Consider the following 17,100-nt stretch of genomic DNA (forward strand, 5'->3'; position numbering starts at 1 on the left):
GAAAGGTGTGGGAACCAGTTTCGATGCGAAATGTTGCAATGCAATAAATCGTAAATATATGCGCGCTAGACGCGCCCCGAGAGACCCCCGATGAGCAAGCAACTCGCCATTTCCAGCAGCTTCGCCACCTTCGCCATGGCGGCGATGGCGCTGTTCGTCACGCCGGACCATTCGGGCCTGCGCAGCGGAGAAGGCTTTGCGGGCTTGCAGGCCGAGAGCCCCGCTCTCGACCTGCCGCGTCCGTCGATCTTCCTTGATTAATTCACCACCACGCTGACAGCGCGGCGGTTGCGCGCCCAGGCTTCTTCGTTCGAGCCCAGCGCCACCGGGCGTTCCTTGCCATAGCTTACTGTGGCGATGCGGCCCGCATTTACGCCAAGGCTGACGAGGAAATTCTTCGCCGCATTGGCGCGACGTTCACCCAGCGCGAGGTTGTATTCACGCGTGCCGCGTTCGTCCGCATGGCCTTCGATCGTGATCGAGACCTGCGGATAGCGCGCAAGGTATTGCGCCTGCGTCTGCAGACGCGCCGAGTCCTCGCTGTCGATATTGAAGCGATCAGTATCGAAATAGATCACGTTCTGCCCGTTCACCGCATTTTCGAAGTGCGCCTGGCTGCCGACGCGCGGGCCGGTGGGAGTGGGCGCCGGCGCGGGAGCAGGAGTGCTGGTGGTGGAGGGCGGCGGCGGAGGCAGTTCTTCCGGAGCCTTCTTGGCGCAGGCGGCCATGGCAGCCGTGCCCGCCAGAAGCATCGCAGTCTTCATTCCGATATTCATGATACTTCCCTTTCGATGGGCGGCGCGCGTTGTGTGAAGGGGGCGGCCGCTGCTTGTTTGAATCAGATCAGGGGAGAATCGGTCCCCAGGCCGGATCCGACGCGTCGACCGGCGTCGGCAGTCTCCTTTCATTGCGGCCGGTCAGGTCGACCTGCCACAGCGATGACCGGCCCGTATTACGCTCGGTCCGGAAGAATTGCACGATGCGCCCGTTGGGCGCCCATGTCGGGGCTTCATCCTGCCATCCGTTGGTGAGCGCACGGACATTGCGTCCATTGGGGCTCATCACCGCGATGTTGAAGTCGCCTGCGATGCGGGTGAAAGCGATCTGGTCGCCGCGCGGGCTCCATTCGGGCGTGGCGCAACGCCCGCCGCCAAAGCTGATGCGCCGCTGGTTGGTGCCATCGGCATTCATCACATAGCATTGCTGGCTGCCCGAACGGTCGCTTTCGAACACGATCTGCCTGCCATCGGGCGAATAGGAACCGCCGATGTCGATCCCCGGCGTATCGGTCAAGCGAACGCTCTGCCCGCCGCTCGTCGGCACGCGATAGATGTCGGTATTGCCCGCCACCGCCATCGAATAGAGGATGTAGCGCCCGTCGGGGCTCCAGCGCGGCGCAAAGGTAGGGTTGCTGCTTTGCGTCACCAGCGTCTGCTGGCCGGTGCCGATGTCATAGACATAGAGCCGCGGATTGCCATCGACATAGGACAGATAGAGCAGCCGCTTGTAATCGGGCGAATAGCGGGGGGTGAGTGCAGTGGCGCTGCCCAACGTCAGGAAACGGTGGTTGGCGCCATCGCTGTCCATGATCGCAAGCCGCTTGACGCGCCTGTCCTTCGGCCCGGTTTCAGCGATATAGGCGATGCGGCTGTCAAAGAACGGGCTTTCGCCAGTCAGCCGCGCATAGATCAGGTCCGAACACTTGTGCGCCGCGCGCCGCCAGTCGGCCGGCGGCACGACCCAGCCCTCGCGCACCAGCTCATCCTGCAGCGCAACGTCATAGAGGTAGCAGCCGACCACCAGCCGCCCGTCGCTCCGCGCCCGCACATAGCCGTGCACCAGCATTTCTGCGCCGCGCCCGCGCCAGGTTCCCCAGCTGGGCGAAGTGATCTCGGCAAATGTCGGTTGCGGCAGGCTGTTCGGCCCGACCGGCTTGAACAGCCCATTGTTCTGGAGGTTGGCGGTGATCACACGGGCGATCTCGCGTCCGAGCGCCGCGGTACCATCGGCATTGGCCGGAGTCGGCACGTCGCGATCGGCGGCGAAGCCGGGAATCGCGACGCCAAGGTCGGCCCAATCGCTTTCATCCGTGACGGTGAAGGTCAGGCCGCCATTGGCCTCTTCACCAGAGGCATCGGTGCCGGTCGTCTCGACCTGCCCGCCTTCGGCCACCGGCCTGCCCAGATCCTGGTTCTGCGCTGCGATCGGCGCAGCGGCGAATGCAATGGCGAAGAGCAGATATTTCATCGTGACAAATTCCTATCGAAACGGGCTCCGCGGATCGACTTCCATGCGTTGTAATACTCTGCAGGCAAGTCAAACGGCGCGGCAAGTTGCACAGCGCGGATCGCGCGTTCGGCGTGCAGGCTCGCCTGCGGGCGATTGGAGGCGTTGATGCCTGATTGGCGCAGCACCCGCGGCCGCCCTTTCAGGCTGCCGTCTTCATTGAGCTCGAACGCCAGCTCAGTCACCAGCAATTCGGCATCGACACCTGAGGGTGCATTCCAATGCGGCTTGATCTGGCGCGAGATCGACTGGATCAGGCTCGCCTTGGCGCTCGCGCCGATTTCGTTGGCCGGGATGCGCGTGTCATCGCTGGCCCGGCTTGAACCCGAACCTTCAAGGAAGTTCTCGCCAATCTGCGTACCAGTGGCCTGGCGCGGCTGCTGAGCGGCCTGCTGGCGCGGGGTTTCGCGCACCGCATTGCGGGCATTGCGCGAAGGCGGCGCCTGATCGACCGGCGTGCGCTCGCGCGAACGTTCCGGCTGTTTGGGCTGCTCGACCGGAGCCTGCGCCTCTTCGGCAACGACCGGCGCCATCGCGGCACGGCTTTCAGCGACCGGATCGGGAGAGGTCGAGCGCAGCGAGACGTCGGTCGCGAGGCTCACCGTCATACGCTCGGGCACTTCGAGCCCTTCGCCCGGGCCCGGCTGGAACAGCAGCACGCCCGCGAGCATAAGGTGCAGCCCCAGCGCAATCGCCAGGCCGAGCTTTTCCTCCCTCCGCAGTGCTGTCGCTTCCATGATGTCCAGCCGGATTATGGCGGCGAAACTGAACTGTTGGTGACCAGCGAGATCGAGTTGAACCCCGCGCGATTGAGTTCGCCCATCACCGCCATCACCCTGCCATAGGCCAGGCCGCGGTCGCCGCGCAGCACGATCACCGGGCCTTGCCCGTCGGCCCCGCGATCGATCCCGGCCAGCGCCTCGGGCAGTGCACCCGCAGGCACGCGCTGGTCATCGATATAGATCGTGCCCGTGGAATCGATCGAGATCGTCACCTGGTCGGGCGTCTGGTCGATCGGGTTCGCTCGGCTTTCCGGCAGCTCCACCGGCACGCCCGAAGCAAGCAGCGGTGCAGTGACCATGAAGATGATCAGCAGCACCAGCATCACGTCGACGAAGGGCGTCACGTTGATCTCGGCCATCGGTGCGCGGCGGCTGCGCCGCCCCGCCCTGCCAGAGGAGGCCAAACCCATACCCACTACGCCTTGTCCAGCTCGTAGCTCAGCCCCGCGTGGAAGCGGTCGGCAAAGCGCTGCAGCCGCGCTTCATAGCGGTTCACGCGGTGGCTAAAGCGGTTGTAGGCGATCACCGCGGGGATCGCGGCGAACAGGCCGATTGCGGTCGCGAACAGCGCCTCTGCAATGCCGGGCGCGACCACCGCGAGCGATGAGCTTTCCTGCATGCCGATCTGGAAGAAGCTGTTCATGATGCCCCAGACCGTGCCGAACAGGCCGACGAAGGGCGCGACCGAGCCGACTGTGGCAAGGAAATTGAGCCGTTCGGACAAATCGTCCGCTTCCTTGGCGACCTGGCTTTCCATCGCACCGGCCAGCCGATGGCGCGTGCCTTCGCGGTCGACCGGCGGGTGTTGGGTCGAGCGTTTCCATTCCGCGACACCCGCGGCAGCCACGCGGGCCGAAGGCAAATCCTTGCGCGCGCGGCCAGTGGTGAGGCTGTCCAACTCCTCCGCATCCCAGAAATCGGCTTCGAACTCGCGGCTGCGCCGCTCGATCTTGCCCATGCGCATGCTGAAGGAGACGATGATCGTCCACACCCACAGGCTGGCGAGGATCAGGCCGATCATCACTGTCTTCACGACGATGTCGGCTTGCAGGAACAGGTCGAGCGGATTGAGCCTGGTCGGCGCTGCGGCAATTAGGGAAAGCAGGGTTGTGGTCATGCGGGGACATCTTCCATGAAATTCCGGAACGCGGCGCGCCATGCTTCGGGCTGGCGACGCGGGCGGCCATCGGGAGCAATGAAGCCGACGCGCAGGTTCGCTTCGGCCAGTAATTCGTCGCCGCGCCATGCCCGCTGGTGCATGCGGCAGCTGGCGGCTCCAAGTTCGGTGCAGGCGGTTTCGATCACCACATCGTCATCGAGCTTGGCAGGCCGCAAATATTTGAGATTGATCTCCGACACCGCATAAGCGCCTTCGCCCGCTTCGATCGCGGCGCGCTGGTCGATCTCCAGCATCCTTAGAAGGTCGCTGCGCGCGCGCTCGAACCAGCGAAGGTAGTTCGCGTGATAGGTGATGCCCGAAAGATCGGTGTCTTCGTAATAGACCCGCACGGCATACAGATGCCGCGCGCTGTCGAAGCAGCCTCCGGGGGGATTGGGCCCAGGGGAAACAGGTAGGTTCATTCGCGCTGCGCCTTAGCGCATGCGTGAATCGCAGGGAAGCGACCAAAGACGGACTGAATCAATCTGTCGATGAAACGCTACCTGCGCAGCAACATCGGGCCCAACGGATGCCCACCGAAGACATGGACGTGCAGGTGCGGCACTTCCTGATGGCCGTGCCCGCCGATATTGGCGAGCAGGCGATAGCCGGGTTCAACCAGTCCCTTGGCGCGGGCAACTTCGCCCACCGCGCGTATGAAACCGGCGATTTCTTCGGCCGAGGCATGCTGCGAGAAATCGTCCCAGCTGACATAGCGACCCTTGGGGATCACCAGCGTGTGGATCGCCGCCTGCGGATTGATATCCTCGAAGGCGTATGCCCATTCATCCTCATAGACTTTCGCAGAGGGAATCTCCCCGCGCAGGATCTTCGCGAAGATATTGTTGTCATCATAGGGCTGGGTCGCGTCGATCGGCATTATTCGCTCCGTGAGGCCTTTTCATCCAAACCCGAAACGCCCTCGCGCCGGTCAAGCTCCGCCAGCACATCGGCCAGCGGAATATCCTTCGCGCCGAGCAGCACCAGCAGGTGGAACAGCACATCCGCGCTCTCGCCGACCAGTTCCTGCCGACTGCCGGAGAGTGCGGCGATCACGGCTTCGGTCGCTTCCTCGCCCAGCTTCTGCGCAATCTTGGGAAGGCCCGCGGCATTGAGCTTCGCGACATAGCTGCTGTCGGGCGAAGCGCCGCGCCGCGCGGCAATAATTTGTTCCAGTCGGGCCAGAGTATCCATGCGCCTGCTTTCGCTCATACGCCGCGCGCGGGCAAGCCCGCCGCCCGCAGCGAGGCATGCGCTTGCGAGATCGAATAGGTGCCGAAGTGAAAGATCGAAGCCGCGAGCACTGCGCTGGCATGACCCAGGGTCACCCCTTCGACGAGGTGCTGCAAGTTGCCAACTCCGCCGCTGGCAACCACCGGCACACTCACCGCATCGGCGATGGTGCGGGTGAGTTCGAGGTCATAGCCTGCCTGCGTGCCGTCGCCATCCATCGAAGTGACGAGCAGTTCGCCCGCACCGAGTTCCGCCAGCCTGACAGCGTGCCCGACCGCGTCGATGCCGGTCGGCTTTCGCCCGCCGTGAGTGAAGATCTCCCATTTGCCCGACGCAACCCGCCGCGCATCGACACTGGCGACCATGCACTGGCTGCCGAATTTCGCGGCGATGTCCGCGACCAGTTCGGGCAGGGCGACCGCCGCGGAATTGACCGCGACCTTGTCTGCGCCCGCGAGCAGCAGCGCGCGCGCATCCTCGGCGCTGCGCACCCCGCCGCCGACAGTGAGCGGCATGAAGCAAACTTCCGCCGTTCGCCGCACGATATCGAGCAGGGTCCCGCGCCCTTCGTGGCTGGCGGAGATGTCGAGGAAGCAGAGCTCGTCCGCACCCGCTTCGTCATAGGCCTTGGCCTGTTCGACCGGATCGCCCGCGTCCTTGAGGTCGACGAAATTGACGCCCTTGACCACGCGGCCATCGGCGACATCGAGACAGGGAATGACGCGGATGCGGACGGTCATGCGCGCACCAACGAATAAATCGATGCTACAAAGACGAGCGACCAGAAACCGATCATCGCCCAGTAAAGACTCGGATTTGAAGCTCGTTTGCGACGAAACCCAAAGAACGGCAGCGCAACCTCACGAGTCCGGAAAGCATGGAATATCTCGATGGCCGCGAGGGCCCCAAAGTCTGCGTAGATAAGCGAAACCCAATTCATTCCCGCCCTGCCATCGCAATCGCCGCAGCGAGGTCGAGCCGCCCTTCATAGAGCGCGCGGCCGGTGATCACGCCTTCGATCCCCTCATGCGCATGGAGCGAGAGGACATGGATATCGTCGAGGCCCTTCACCCCGCCGCTGGCGATCACCGGGATGTCGACCCGCCGCGCGAGGTCAACCGTCGCTTCGATATTCGCGCCCTTGAGCAGTCCGTCGCGCCCGATGTCGGTGAACAGCAGGCTGGCGACGCCCGCATCCTCGAAGCGGCGCGCCAGATCGACCACCGGCACGTCGGACACTTCGGCCCAGCCTTCGGTCGCGACCATGCCGTCCTTCGCGTCGACCGCGACCACGATGCCGCCTTCAAACTCGCGCGCCATGTCCTTGACGAATTCCGGGTCCTTGAGCGCGGCCGATCCCATCACCACGCGCGCCACGCCGAGATCGAACCAGAATTCGACTGCCTCGGGCGTGCGAATGCCGCCGCCAAGCTGGACGTAGCCGGGGAAGGCTTCGACGATCGCTTCCACTGCTTCGCGGTTGCGGCTCTCGCCGGCGAAGGATCCGTCGAGATCGACCACATGCAGGTGCTGCGCGCCCGCCTCGGCGAACAACAGCGCCTGCGATGCGGGATTGTCGCCATAGACTGTGGCGCGCGCCATATCGCCTTCGGCCAGCCGCACCACTTCGCCGCCCTTGAGATCGATGGCAGGAAAGATGATCATTTCGGATCCCAATTGAGGAAACGCTCGAGCGTCGCCAGCCCATAGGCCTGGCTCTTCTCCGGATGGAACTGCACGCCAACGATATTGTCGCGCGCGACCGCCGCGACCAGCCCTTCGCCATGATCGGTCATGGCAGCCACTTCATGCCCGTCGCTTGCCTCGAAGTGGTAGGAATGGAGGAAATAGGCCTCGCCTTCTTCAAGCACCGGGTGATTGCGGGCATGCGGAAGCAGCGCGACGTCGTTCCAGCCCATATGCGGCACCTTGATCGACGGATCGGCGGGTTCGATCAGATGCACCTCGCCCTCGATCCAGCCGAGCCCGCGAGTTGTGCCATGCTCCAGCCCGCGGGTCGCCAGTAATTGCATGCCCACGCAAATGCCAAGGAAGGGCACGGCATCGCCGATCACGCGCTGCTCGAGCGCTTCGACCATGCCGGGGATCGCGCGCAGCCCCTTGGCACACGCCTTGAAGCTGCCCACGCCCGGCAGGACGATTCGGCTCGCGCCGCGCACAAGAAAGGGGTCGGCGGTCACCGTGACATGCTCCGCGCCCGCCGCCATCAGCGCATTGTAGACCGAATGGAGATTGCCCGCGCCGTAGTCGATCAGGGCCAAGCTCATTGCCCCAGCGCCTCCAGCCCCGCGCCTGCAAAAGTGGCACGAAACTCGGTCACTTCGACCGTAGCGACGCCGCCAATTATGAAGGGATCTGACGCTGCCAGAGCCTCTGCCTCTTCGCGGCCTCCGACAGTGGCGAAAATCATCCCGCCGGTACGAGGAATCTTCCGGCCCCAGGCCTGGAAGCGCCCTTCGGCATGGTTCTGCTTGAGCCAGGCAATATGCGCTTCCAGCAACGCGTCCACTTCTTCGAGCGGCGCGACGTAGCTGAGTGAGAGAATGAACATCTCAGCCGCCCAACTGCCCCTTGGTGCTGGGGATCGCCTCGCCCTTGCGCGGGTCCCGCTCCACCGCGACGCGCATCGCCCGGGCAAACCCCTTGTAGATGCTTTCGCAGATGTGGTGATTATTGGTGCCGTAGAGCAGCTCGACATGCAGCGTGATGCCTGCCGTCTGCGCGATCGAATGGAACCAGTGCTCGATCAGCTCGGTGTCCCATTCGCCGAGCCGTTCCTGCGTGAACCCGGCCTTCCAGACCAGATAGGGCCGCCCCGAAATGTCGAGCGACACGCGCGCCAGCGTTTCGTCCATCGGCGAATAGGCGCTGCCGTAGCGGCCGATCCCGGCCTTGTCGCCGAGCGCCTGCAGGATCGCCTGGCCCAGCGCCAACGCACTGTCTTCCGTGGTGTGGTGCTGGTCGACATGGAGATCGCCGGTCACCTTCATGGTCACGTCGATCAACGAATGCTTGGCAAACTGTTCGACCATGTGATCGAGGAAGCCGATCCCGGTGGAAACGTCATAACGGCCCGTCCCGTCGAGGTTCACCTCGATACGGATCGCGGTTTCGGCTGTGCTTCGCTCTATGCTGCCTGTGCGCATAGTGGCGCTATAAGCGCTTGCTGCGAGCGCGCAAGCATTGCTGCGCCGCAATAATCTCCCCAAGGGTCAAGCGATTGTTGCTTGACCAGCGCTACGTGCAGCGCCACCTACCAGCCATGAGCGACGATACGCCCGACAGCCTGATCCCTTACGACGAGATCGTGCAGGAAGCCCTGCGCGCCGTGGTCGGTCGCGTGCTGGGCGAAGTTGCCCAATCGGGCGGCGATTTGCCGGGCAACCACCATTTCTACATCACTTTCAAGACCGGCGCGGCAGGCGTCTCGATCCCGCCGCACCTTCGCGAGCGCTTTCCCGACGAGATGACGATCGTGCTCCAGAACAAGTTCTGGGACCTGCAGGTGGGCGAAGACGGTTTCTCAGTGGGGCTGAGCTTCAACCAGATCCCCGCAAAACTTTCGATTCCCTTCGGCGCGATCACCGCCTTCGTCGACCCCGCGGTCGATTTCGGGCTGCAATTCCAGGCCACTGTGCCCGACATGGAGCCCGAAGCGCACGAAGATGCGGAGAACGACGAGCCCGATGGCGACGGCCCGACCAAAGGCGGGGACGATGGCTCGAACGTGGTCACAGTGGATTTCGGCCGCAAGAAATAGGTCGATTGCGCATTGCAGCGCACTTGATTCCTGACCCCGCTTTGCGCCAACAGCGCACATGGCCGACCAACCCGAAAAGATCGATGCGCTGCAACGCCGCGGCTTGATGTTCATCCTGTCGTCGCCCTCGGGCGCGGGCAAGACAACCATCTCGCGCATGCTGCTGGACGCCGACAGCGAGCTGAAGCTCTCGGTCTCGGTCACCACCCGCACGCCGCGCCCGGGCGAAGTCGAAGGGGTGCATTACCATTTCGTCGACGATGCCGAATTCGACCGGATGATCGGGGAAGACGATTTCTACGAATGGGCGCATGTCTTCGGCCATCGCTACGGAACGCCCAAGAGGCGCATCCGCGCGGCGCTGAAGGAAGGGCAGGACTTCCTGTTCGACATTGACTGGCAAGGCACGCAGCAGCTCTTCCAGAAGGACCAGCAAGACGTGGTGCGGGTCTTCATCCTGCCGCCCAGCCTCGAGGAGCTGCACCGGCGGCTGGAGGCGCGCGCGACCGACAGCGCCGATGTGATCGAAAGCCGGATGGAACGCGCCCGCGCCGAGATCAGCCACTGGGACGGTTACGACTATGTCGTGATCAATGACGATGTGGACGTGTGTTTCGGCAAGGTGCGCGAGATCCTGCAGGCCGAACGGATGAAGCGCCAGCGCCAGACCGGGCTGATCCCCTTCGTGCGCGAACTGATGGGCTGAACAACGCGGCGAGGAACCGGTCCGAACGGCTTCGGCACCGATTTCTGCTGTATCTCTGCCCTTGCGGCGTTACGCTGAAGGCGTGAAGCCCAAGATCCTCACCACCATGCGCGATTATTCCTGGCGCCAGCTCGGCGCGGACACGCTCGCGGGGATCACCGTGGCGCTGGTTGCGCTGCCGCTGAGCATCGCCATCGCCATCGCATCGGGCGCGCCACCCGCAGCGGGGCTGGCGACGGCCGTCGTGGCGGGATTCGTGATCTCGGCGCTCGGCGGCAGCCGCGTCCAGATCGGCGGGCCGACCGGCGCCTTCATTGTGGTGGTCTATGGCGTGATCCACGACCATGGCTACCACGGCCTGCTCCTCGCCACGCTGATGGCGGGCGTGATCCTGCTGTGCGCAGGCTTCCTCAAGGCAGGCGAGCTGATCCGCCACGTGCCCGAGCCGGTGATCGAAGGCTTCACCATCGGTATCGCGGTGGTGATCGCGGTGAGCCAGCTCAAAGACCTGGCGGGAATGACCGGCGCCAGCCTTCCCGCCGATTTCCTGCCCAAGCTGCAAGGGCTGTGGGAGATGCGCGGCACAGTGGACACAGGCTCGCTCGCGCTCGGCATCGCCTGCATCCTCGCCATCATCGGCTTGCGAAAGCTGGCACCGCGAATACCCTGGCTGGTACTCGTCGTGGCTGGCGCGAGCGCGATTGCCGCGTTGGCGGTTCCTTCGATCGAGACGGTCGCGGGCCGCTATGGCGCCTTGCCGCACGGCTTGCCCACACCCGAACTTCCCGAGATCAGTTCCGCGCTTCTGGTCGAGCTGCTGCCTTCGGCGCTGGTGATTGCCTTCCTCGCCGGGATCGAATCGCTGCTATCGGCGATGGTGGCTGACCGAAAGATCGGCAGCGCGCATCGATCGAATGCAGAACTGATCGCGCAGGGAGCGGCCAATGTCGCATCGCCGCTATTCGGAGGCTTGCCAGCCACAGGCGCGATCGCGCGCACCGCGACCAACGTCAACGCCGGAGGCCGCACTCCGGTAGCTGGGATCGTCCATGCACTCGCGATCCTGCTGGCGATCGTGCTCGCTGCGCCGCTGGCCGGAGCACTGGCCTTGCCCGCGCTGGCCGGGTTGCTGGTTGTGACCGCATGGACCATGAGCGAGCCGCATCGCTGGCCCGAGCGCCTGCGCCTGCCCAGGGCGGATTTGGCGCTGCTGCTGATGACCGCGCTGCTAACTGTGCTGGCAGACCTGACGACCGCGATCTGCGTGGGAACGATGATTGGCCTCGCGCTGCGTCTGTCGCGCGGCGAAGTTTCCGCGCCGCGCTGGCACACACCCTTCCGGTGGGGCGGAGGCCGCCGGGACGACTAGTAGGCGTGGGTGTACGCGCTTGCCGTTTCGACTTCGGTCACCAAGATCTTGCCAAGCGGCTCCCTGGCTGCCGCTTCAGCATCGGACGAAGGCGCAACCAGGATAAACAGGTGCCGCCCCTGCGGCCCGCCGAGCATGCAGGGATAGCTGGGCAGGCCGCCCGTCTCGACCACTTCGAGCACTTTGCCGCCTTCTCCGATGCGTACGCATTCGGGCCCGAGCGGGTTGCTGATCCATACTGCTCCCTCGGCATCCAGGCAGATGCCATCGGGTACGCGCGGGGCTGTCGGCGCCCATTCGCGCCGGTTCGACAATGCACCATCTGGCCCGATGTCGAGCGCGGTCAGCCGCCCTCCCAGCGTTTCCGCCACGATCAGGGTCTTGCCATCGGGCGTGATCACCATGCCATTGGGAAAGCCGAACTTCTCGCCCGGAGCCGCGTCGGAAACCGTGCCGTCGGGCTGGACCAGTGCAAGGCACGTCTGCGGATGGTCGGCAAGCACGCTTTCGGGCCCCCGCGCATGCATCTCGGCATCGAGGTCGAAACCGAAATTGCCGACATAGGCGCGGCCTTGCACGTCCACGACCATGTCGTTGCAGAGAAATACCGAATGGTTCGCCAGATCGGCATGCAGCTCGAACCGGCCGTCCGGCCAGCGCCGCCACACTTGGCGCAACTCCATCCGCACCACCAGCAGCGAGCCGTCGGGCATCCAGCCCAGCCCCGAGGGGCGGCCTTCGAGCTCAAGCTCGGTCCGAGCGTCGCCGTCGAGCGATACCGACCAGACCCGGTGCGCGTAAAAGTCGGAGTACCACAACCGGCCGTCATGCCAGCGCGGCCCCTCCCCGAAGTACACGCCTTCAGCGAGGGTTCGCACCGGACCGGCCATGATCAGCGGCCCGAAGGATCGACGAAGTTGCCCGCGCCGATATTGGCGTTGACCACGCCGCCATCGATCGGGATCGTCGTGCCGACGACATAATCGCCTGCCCGGCTGAGTAGGTAGATCGCACCTGCCGCCATATCCTCGGTCACACCGACGCGGCGCGACGGGATCCCGCGCGCCGAAGCTTCGGGATTGTCGCGCGCCACACGGTTCATCGCGCTCGGGAATGCGCCCGGGCCGATGCCGTTGACGACGATATTGTCCTTGATCAGTTCGGCAGCGAGGCGGCGGGTCAAATGGATCAGCCCGGCCTTCGAAGCCTGATAGGGATAGGTCGGCCAGGGGTTCGACTTCATCCCGTCGATCGACGAGATCATCAGCACCTTTGCCGGACGCTCGGGCGTCCCTGCAGCCTTGAGCAGCGGGAACAGTTTCTGCGTGAGGAAGAACGGCGTCTTGACGTTGAGGTCCATCGTGCGGTCCCAGCCCGCTTCGGTGAATTCCTCGAACGGCTCGCCCCAGGCAGCGCCTGCATTGTTCACCAGCAGATCGAGCTTGTCTTCGCGGCTGGCCAGCTCATCGGCAAGCTGCTTGATGCCGTCCATCTGGCTCAAATCGCCGACAAGGCCGATCACCTTGTCGCCCAGCTCGGCCGACGTCTCGTCGACCTGCTCCTTCTTGCGGGCGACGATATAGACGCGTTCGCATCCGGCTTCGAGCAGGCCTTCAACGATCATCTTGCCGATGCCGCGGCTGCCGCCGGTTACCAGGGCAATCCGTCCTTCGAGACCGAACAAGTCCTTGAGATTCATCATCTGCCTGTACTCCTCAGTATCCGCTCAGTTCGGCGACGCGGTTGGCGTGGTAATAGGCATCGCCCAGGAACTCCTGCAGCGCACGGTCACGCTTCATGTAGAGCCCGATGTCGTATTCGTCGGTCATGCCGATGCCGCCATGCATCTGGACACCTTCCCGCACCGACAGGCCGGCGGTCTTGGCAACCTTGGCCTTGGCGACCGAAACCATCAGCTCGGCTTTTTCACTGCCTGCGTCGAGCAATTGCTGCGCCTTGATCACCGCAGCGCGAGCGATTTCGACTTCGGAATAAAGATGCGCAGCGCGATGCTGCAGCGCCTGGAATTCGCCGATCAACCGGCCGAACTGCTTGCGCTGCCTGAGGTATTCGACAGTCATGCCCATCGCGCCGCGGGCCACGCCCACGCTTTCGGCGGCGGCCCCGACGCGGCCCGCCATCAGCAGGGCGTTGAGCACTTCGCGCCCGCCATCGATCTCGCCGATCACCGCGTCACCGTCGAGTTCGACATTGTCGAACGTCGTGTGCGTCGCGATCGAGCTGTCGACCAGCCGCACCGCGTCATGGCTCATCCCGGCGGCATCCTTGGGAACCGCAAACAGCGTGACGCCGTCCGCATCGCCATCGCTGCCCGAAGTGCGGGCGGCGACGACGATCATGTCGGCGCTGGCGCCGTGGACCACGAAATCCTTCTTGCCCGAAAGCTTGAAGCCATTGCCCGAGCGTTCGGCTTTGCAGGCGATGCTTTCGGGGCGGTGCTTCGGGCCTTCGTCAACTGCGACTGCAAAGACGCTGTCGCCCGAGACCAGGCCGGGCAAATAGCGCCCGCGCAGGTCAGCACTGGCATGGCCGAGTGCGGTCGCCGCCAGTACCGAGCTGGTAAGGAAGGGCGAAGGGGTGAGGTTGCGGCCGATCTCTTCGAGCACGATGCCCGCTTCGACATGGCCCATGCCGAGCCCGCCGTCTTCTTCGCTCACCAATATGCCGGTGAAGCCGAGTTCGCCGAACTGCTTCCACAGCGCGTGGCCGAAGCCATCCTTGCAATCGCGGTCGCGCCAATGGCGCAGTTGCTTCGCGATCGCGCCTTCATCGGCCATGAACTGGCTCGCGGTTTCGGCCAGCATGGCCTGGTCTTCGTGATGATACAGAGGCATGGATCAGGCTCCCGGCAGGTCGAGAATGCGTTTGGAAATGACGTTGAGCATGACTTCGCTCGTCCCGCCTTCGATCGAGTTCGCCTTGGTCCGCAGCCAGTTGCGGGCGGGCTTGCCGCCTTCAGTCTCGTCGCTGTCCCACTCGAGCGCGCGACTGCCACCGGCGCTCATGATCAGTTCGTTACGCGTCTTGTTGAGCTCGGTCCCGGCGTATTTCATCATGTTGGGCTGCGCCGGATGCGCCTTGCCGACCTTGATCTCGTCGAGGAACTTCTCGCTCATCGCAGTGAAGGCCAGCGCATCGACGTCGAACATCGCGATCTCTCCGCGCAGCACGGGGTCGAGCAGGGTGTTTCGGCTCATCGCTGCGCCGAGCGAGGTCGCCCGGTCGCCGCCGCCAGTGGCGGAAATCATCTCGCGTTCGTGGCCGAGCAAATACTTGGCAACGTCCCACCCGCGGTTGATCTGACCGACATAGCCGGGGATGTCCTCGCCATAGGACTTGGGCACCTTCACATCGTCAAAGAAGGTTTCGCAGAACGGGCTGTTGCCGCTGATCAGCAGGATCGGCTTGGTCGAAACGCCCGGGCTCTCCATGTCGTAGAGCATGAAGGTGATGCCCTGGTACTTGTTCTCCTTGTCGGTCCGGACGAGGCAGAAAATCCAGTCGGCCTTGTCTGCATAGGAGGTCCAGATCTTCTGGCCGTTGACGATCCAGTGGTCGCCCTTGTCCTCGCCGTAGGTCTGCAGGGACACGAGGTCCGATCCGCTGCCCGGCTCCGAATAGCCCTGGCACCAGCGGATTTCGCCGCGGGCGATCTCGTTTAGAAATTTCTTCTTCTGGCCTTCAGTGCCGAAATGCAGCAGCGCCGGGCCCAGCATCCAGATGCCGAAGCTGGAGAGCGGCGGACGCGCATTGATCGCTGCCATTTCCTCGCGCAGCACCTTGGCTTCGGCCGGGCTCAAACCGGCGCCGCCATATTCCTTGGGCCAGGCCGGAACGGTGTAGCCCTTGTCGCGGCAGGCCTCGAACCAGGCCTTTTGCGCGTCGCTTTTGAAAACCGCCTTGCGACCGCCCCAGAAAACGTCCTCGTCATCGCGGACGGGTTCGCGCATTTCGGCGGGGCAATTGGCTTCAAGCCAGGCGCGTGTTTCCTGGCGGAAGGCTTCCAGATCGGACATGTCCGACTCTCCTCTCATGTCTCCTGATTGACGCTTACGTTAGGGTGATTCGCACCCGTGCCGCAAGCACAGTTGTGACAGGTGGCAATGCCGTAGCGTCAGATTGTACAGCGTTGACGCGGGGCACGCTTCGCTTACGCTAACGTCAACGCCGTGGGAGTGGCCTGATGGAGAGATTCGCCCCGATTCGCAGCTTGCAAAGCGCTGCAGGGTGAGCCTTGTAAGAGGCCCTTTGCCGCAGCGGCTGAAGTTGATTCACGGCTTCGGCGCGGTCGCCTTCGGGGTCAAGGACTCGGGCTTCAGCTTCTTCCTGCTGCTCTATTACAACCAGGTGCTCGGCATGGATGCCGGAGTCGTGAGCCTGGCATTGCTCGTGGCGCTGCTGGTCGATGCCGTGGTCGACCCGATCCTCGGCAATCTGTCGGATCGCACCTATTCGCGCTGGGGTCGCCGCCTGCCATGGCTCTACCTCGCACCGATCCCGCTGGCTTTCGCATGGATCGCGCTCTGGTCGCCGCCGGGCGCGGAGCCGCCCAGCTTCCTTGGCTTGCTTGGCATTGCAGTGGTGGTGCGCGTGCTGCTTTCGGCCTGCGAAGTGCCATCGGTGTCGCTACTGCCCGAAATCACCAATGACTATGACGAGCGCACCACGCTGTTCCGCTATCGCTACCTGTCCGGCTGGACCGGCGGCATTTTGATGATGGTGCTGGCCTACACCGTCTTAATGCCCGGGCCCGAGGGCCTGTTGCAGCGCGAGGGCTATGCCGCATTCGGCATTTTCGGCGCGATCCTGATAGCCGTATCGGTAATCGGATCAGCACTGGGGCAGCATAGGCTGGTTGCGCATTACCCGGCCCAAAAGCCGCCGCCATTCTCGTTCAAAGCCGCCTTTTCGGAGATCTTCGAAGCCTTCCGCGAACGCGCCTTCATCATCTTCGCGCTGGGCGGGCTGGCCGCCTATGTCAGCCAGGGGATGACATTCTCGATCACCAATTACCTCAATGTGTTCGTCTGGCAATTCGATCGAACCGCTCTCACCGCCTATCCCGGCGTGCTGTTCCTTTCAGTGGTGCTGATGTTCTTCATCGTCAGCCCGATGCACCGCCGGCTGGGAAAGCCAAAGAGCGCCGCTGTCGCGGTACTTTCCGCGCTTGTCCTGTTCCTCGTCCCATATGTGCTGCTGCTGGCCGGGATTTGGCTCCAAGTCGACACTTGGCCATCGACCCTGCTCTACTTGGGCCTGCATTTGCTGGCGAACACGATGGGGATCGTGGTGATGATCTCGGCCTCGTCGATGATCGCCGAGATCGTGGAGGCCTATCTTGAGAAGACCGGTCGCCGGGCCGAAGGCGCTTTCTATTCGGGCAACTGGCTGGTGCAGAAATGCGCAACGGGCCTCGGGATCTTCATGACCGGCCAGATCATCGCTGCGTCGCAGCTGCCATTCGACTCGCAGCCGGGCGATGTGCCCGAATCGATCATCACGCATATGATACTGCTATATTGGGGTGCGGCGATGGTTCTGGCGATCTTCGCCGCTTACTGGTTGGGCCGTTTCCCGATCGGGCGCGAAGAGCACGAAGCGCGGCTCGCCGTGCTCGATGTCGCTGCTCGCGCCGACCCCGATGCCCATGCAATAACGCCATGAGACCGCACAAATGAGAGCTTGGCGCACCGAACGGCCTCTGCCACTGAAGTGCGCAGCATCCGATTAGAGAAACCGAAGAGAGATAAGGACAGGAGCACC

General features: G+C 63.8%; 22 protein-coding genes. 5 read left to right on the plus strand and 17 right to left on the minus strand.

Going from position 1 to position 17,100, the window contains the following annotated elements:
* The first annotated feature begins 90 nt into the window (after window positions 1-90).
* Window positions 91-261 (plus strand): hypothetical protein, encoded by a 171-nt coding sequence (locus tag VRS74_RS04780; protein ID WP_354144095.1) that lies wholly within the window; start codon window positions 91-93, stop codon window positions 259-261.
* Here the strand turns inward: VRS74_RS04780 and pal are convergent.
* The 13 genes from pal to hisB all read right to left on the minus strand — a co-directional run bounded on the left by pal (window position 258) and on the right by hisB (window position 8,627).
* Window positions 258-776 (minus strand): peptidoglycan-associated lipoprotein Pal, encoded by a 519-nt coding sequence (gene pal, locus VRS74_RS04785; RefSeq protein WP_354144096.1) that lies wholly within the window; start codon window positions 774-776, stop codon window positions 258-260. The two genes, VRS74_RS04780 and pal, sit on opposite strands and share 4 nt — an antisense overlap.
* A gap of 67 nt (window positions 777-843) precedes the next feature.
* Window positions 844-2,247, minus strand: coding sequence for a Tol-Pal system beta propeller repeat protein TolB (gene tolB, locus VRS74_RS04790; RefSeq protein ID WP_354144097.1), 1,404 nt, complete (start codon window positions 2,245-2,247; stop codon window positions 844-846).
* Window positions 2,244-3,023 carry an energy transducer TonB gene (locus VRS74_RS04795; protein WP_354144098.1) on the minus strand — a complete coding sequence of 260 codons (780 nt, stop codon included), beginning with the start codon at window positions 3,021-3,023 and terminating at the stop codon, window positions 2,244-2,246. The genes tolB and VRS74_RS04795 overlap by 4 nt, the downstream gene beginning before the upstream one ends.
* A gap of 14 nt (window positions 3,024-3,037) precedes the next feature.
* Window positions 3,038-3,478: an ExbD/TolR family protein gene (locus tag VRS74_RS04800; RefSeq protein ID WP_354144099.1), complete on the minus strand. Its 441-nt coding sequence runs from the start codon at window positions 3,476-3,478 to the stop codon at window positions 3,038-3,040.
* Between the two features lie 5 nt (window positions 3,479-3,483).
* The gene (gene tolQ, locus VRS74_RS04805; RefSeq protein ID WP_354144100.1) at window positions 3,484-4,185 is read right to left on the minus strand and encodes a protein TolQ; all 702 of its coding nucleotides are present in this window, start codon (window positions 4,183-4,185) and stop codon (window positions 3,484-3,486) included.
* Window positions 4,182-4,649: a YbgC/FadM family acyl-CoA thioesterase gene (locus VRS74_RS04810; RefSeq protein WP_354144101.1), complete on the minus strand. Its 468-nt coding sequence runs from the start codon at window positions 4,647-4,649 to the stop codon at window positions 4,182-4,184. The genes tolQ and VRS74_RS04810 overlap by 4 nt, the downstream gene beginning before the upstream one ends.
* Before the next feature lie 77 nt (window positions 4,650-4,726).
* Window positions 4,727-5,107: a histidine triad nucleotide-binding protein gene (locus VRS74_RS04815; protein WP_354144102.1), complete on the minus strand. Its 381-nt coding sequence runs from the start codon at window positions 5,105-5,107 to the stop codon at window positions 4,727-4,729.
* Window positions 5,107-5,421, minus strand: coding sequence for a phosphoribosyl-ATP diphosphatase (locus VRS74_RS04820; protein ID WP_354144103.1), 315 nt, complete (start codon window positions 5,419-5,421; stop codon window positions 5,107-5,109). Before VRS74_RS04820 ends, VRS74_RS04815 begins: the two co-directional genes overlap by 1 nt.
* A gap of 14 nt (window positions 5,422-5,435) precedes the next feature.
* Entirely contained in the window at window positions 5,436-6,200 is a 765-nt protein-coding gene (hisF, locus tag VRS74_RS04825; RefSeq protein ID WP_354144104.1) for an imidazole glycerol phosphate synthase subunit HisF, read from the minus strand.
* A 196-nt stretch (window positions 6,201-6,396) separates the two neighbouring features.
* A complete protein-coding gene (gene hisA / locus VRS74_RS04830) occupies window positions 6,397-7,125 on the minus strand; it encodes a 1-(5-phosphoribosyl)-5-[(5-phosphoribosylamino)methylideneamino]imidazole-4-carboxamide isomerase (RefSeq protein ID WP_354144105.1) in 729 nt (242 codons plus the stop codon).
* Window positions 7,122-7,748 carry an imidazole glycerol phosphate synthase subunit HisH gene (gene hisH, locus VRS74_RS04835; protein WP_354144106.1) on the minus strand — a complete coding sequence of 209 codons (627 nt, stop codon included), beginning with the start codon at window positions 7,746-7,748 and terminating at the stop codon, window positions 7,122-7,124. Before hisH ends, hisA begins: the two co-directional genes overlap by 4 nt.
* A complete protein-coding gene (locus tag VRS74_RS04840; RefSeq protein ID WP_354144107.1) occupies window positions 7,745-8,032 on the minus strand; it encodes a YciI family protein in 288 nt (95 codons plus the stop codon). Before VRS74_RS04840 ends, hisH begins: the two co-directional genes overlap by 4 nt.
* Before the next feature lies 1 nt (window position 8,033).
* Complete coding sequence (gene hisB / locus VRS74_RS04845; RefSeq protein ID WP_354144108.1) at window positions 8,034-8,627, minus strand: imidazoleglycerol-phosphate dehydratase HisB; 594 nt, start codon at window positions 8,625-8,627, stop codon at window positions 8,034-8,036.
* A gap of 116 nt (window positions 8,628-8,743) precedes the next feature.
* Here hisB and VRS74_RS04850 point away from each other — a divergent pair, with 116 nt between their 5' ends.
* The 3 genes from VRS74_RS04850 (at window position 8,744) to VRS74_RS04860 (ending at window position 11,316) form a co-directional block, all read left to right on the plus strand.
* The gene (locus tag VRS74_RS04850; RefSeq protein WP_354144109.1) at window positions 8,744-9,241 is read left to right on the plus strand and encodes an SspB family protein; all 498 of its coding nucleotides are present in this window, start codon (window positions 8,744-8,746) and stop codon (window positions 9,239-9,241) included.
* Window positions 9,242-9,299: 58 nt separating this feature from the next.
* Complete coding sequence (gmk, locus tag VRS74_RS04855) at window positions 9,300-9,947, plus strand: guanylate kinase (RefSeq protein ID WP_354144110.1); 648 nt, start codon at window positions 9,300-9,302, stop codon at window positions 9,945-9,947.
* Window positions 9,948-10,008: 61 nt separating this feature from the next.
* The gene (locus VRS74_RS04860; protein WP_354144111.1) at window positions 10,009-11,316 is read left to right on the plus strand and encodes a SulP family inorganic anion transporter; all 1,308 of its coding nucleotides are present in this window, start codon (window positions 10,009-10,011) and stop codon (window positions 11,314-11,316) included.
* Here the strand turns inward: VRS74_RS04860 and VRS74_RS04865 are convergent.
* Genes VRS74_RS04865 through VRS74_RS04880 form a run of 4 tightly spaced genes read right to left on the minus strand, consistent with a single transcriptional unit; the run spans window position 11,313 to window position 15,353 of the window.
* Entirely contained in the window at window positions 11,313-12,206 is an 894-nt protein-coding gene (locus VRS74_RS04865) for an SMP-30/gluconolactonase/LRE family protein (RefSeq protein WP_354144112.1), read from the minus strand. The two genes, VRS74_RS04860 and VRS74_RS04865, sit on opposite strands and share 4 nt — an antisense overlap.
* A gap of 2 nt (window positions 12,207-12,208) precedes the next feature.
* Window positions 12,209-13,015 (minus strand): SDR family NAD(P)-dependent oxidoreductase, encoded by an 807-nt coding sequence (locus VRS74_RS04870; RefSeq protein WP_354144152.1) that lies wholly within the window; start codon window positions 13,013-13,015, stop codon window positions 12,209-12,211.
* 16 nt (window positions 13,016-13,031) lie between these two features.
* Entirely contained in the window at window positions 13,032-14,171 is a 1,140-nt protein-coding gene (locus VRS74_RS04875) for an acyl-CoA dehydrogenase family protein (RefSeq protein ID WP_354144113.1), read from the minus strand.
* 3 nt (window positions 14,172-14,174) lie between these two features.
* A complete protein-coding gene (locus VRS74_RS04880) occupies window positions 14,175-15,353 on the minus strand; it encodes an acyl-CoA dehydrogenase family protein (RefSeq protein WP_354144114.1) in 1,179 nt (392 codons plus the stop codon).
* 232 nt (window positions 15,354-15,585) lie between these two features.
* Here VRS74_RS04880 and VRS74_RS04885 point away from each other — a divergent pair, with 232 nt between their 5' ends.
* Window positions 15,586-17,001 (plus strand): MFS transporter, encoded by a 1,416-nt coding sequence (locus VRS74_RS04885; protein ID WP_354144115.1) that lies wholly within the window; start codon window positions 15,586-15,588, stop codon window positions 16,999-17,001.
* The last annotated feature ends 99 nt before the right edge of the window (window positions 17,002-17,100 follow it).

The sequence above is a fragment of the Altererythrobacter litoralis genome (assembly GCF_036324225.1).
In the GTDB taxonomy this organism is placed as follows: Bacteria; Pseudomonadota; Alphaproteobacteria; order Sphingomonadales; family Sphingomonadaceae; genus Erythrobacter; species Erythrobacter litoralis_A.

Coding starts and splice junctions, on each gene's coding strand:
- VRS74_RS04780 (WP_354144095.1), top strand. CDS start 91: ATGAGCAAGCAACTCGCCATTTCCAGCAGCTTCGCCACCTTCGCCATG.
- pal (WP_354144096.1), bottom strand. CDS start 776: ATGAATATCGGAATGAAGACTGCGATGCTTCTGGCGGGCACGGCTGCC.
- tolB (WP_354144097.1), bottom strand. CDS start 2,247: ATGAAATATCTGCTCTTCGCCATTGCATTCGCCGCTGCGCCGATCGCA.
- VRS74_RS04795 (WP_354144098.1), bottom strand. CDS start 3,023: ATGGAAGCGACAGCACTGCGGAGGGAGGAAAAGCTCGGCCTGGCGATT.
- VRS74_RS04800 (WP_354144099.1), bottom strand. CDS start 3,478: ATGGGTTTGGCCTCCTCTGGCAGGGCGGGGCGGCGCAGCCGCCGCGCA.
- tolQ (WP_354144100.1), bottom strand. CDS start 4,185: ATGACCACAACCCTGCTTTCCCTAATTGCCGCAGCGCCGACCAGGCTC.
- VRS74_RS04810 (WP_354144101.1), bottom strand. CDS start 4,649: ATGAACCTACCTGTTTCCCCTGGGCCCAATCCCCCCGGAGGCTGCTTC.
- VRS74_RS04815 (WP_354144102.1), bottom strand. CDS start 5,107: ATGCCGATCGACGCGACCCAGCCCTATGATGACAACAATATCTTCGCG.
- VRS74_RS04820 (WP_354144103.1), bottom strand. CDS start 5,421: ATGGATACTCTGGCCCGACTGGAACAAATTATTGCCGCGCGGCGCGGC.
- hisF (WP_354144104.1), bottom strand. CDS start 6,200: ATGACCGTCCGCATCCGCGTCATTCCCTGTCTCGATGTCGCCGATGGC.
- hisA (WP_354144105.1), bottom strand. CDS start 7,125: ATGATCATCTTTCCTGCCATCGATCTCAAGGGCGGCGAAGTGGTGCGG.
- hisH (WP_354144106.1), bottom strand. CDS start 7,748: ATGAGCTTGGCCCTGATCGACTACGGCGCGGGCAATCTCCATTCGGTC.
- VRS74_RS04840 (WP_354144107.1), bottom strand. CDS start 8,032: ATGTTCATTCTCTCACTCAGCTACGTCGCGCCGCTCGAAGAAGTGGAC.
- hisB (WP_354144108.1), bottom strand. CDS start 8,627: ATGCGCACAGGCAGCATAGAGCGAAGCACAGCCGAAACCGCGATCCGT.
- VRS74_RS04850 (WP_354144109.1), top strand. CDS start 8,744: ATGAGCGACGATACGCCCGACAGCCTGATCCCTTACGACGAGATCGTG.
- gmk (WP_354144110.1), top strand. CDS start 9,300: ATGGCCGACCAACCCGAAAAGATCGATGCGCTGCAACGCCGCGGCTTG.
- VRS74_RS04865 (WP_354144112.1), bottom strand. CDS start 12,206: ATGGCCGGTCCGGTGCGAACCCTCGCTGAAGGCGTGTACTTCGGGGAG.
- VRS74_RS04870 (WP_354144152.1), bottom strand. CDS start 13,015: ATGAATCTCAAGGACTTGTTCGGTCTCGAAGGACGGATTGCCCTGGTA.
- VRS74_RS04875 (WP_354144113.1), bottom strand. CDS start 14,171: ATGCCTCTGTATCATCACGAAGACCAGGCCATGCTGGCCGAAACCGCG.
- VRS74_RS04880 (WP_354144114.1), bottom strand. CDS start 15,353: ATGTCCGATCTGGAAGCCTTCCGCCAGGAAACACGCGCCTGGCTTGAA.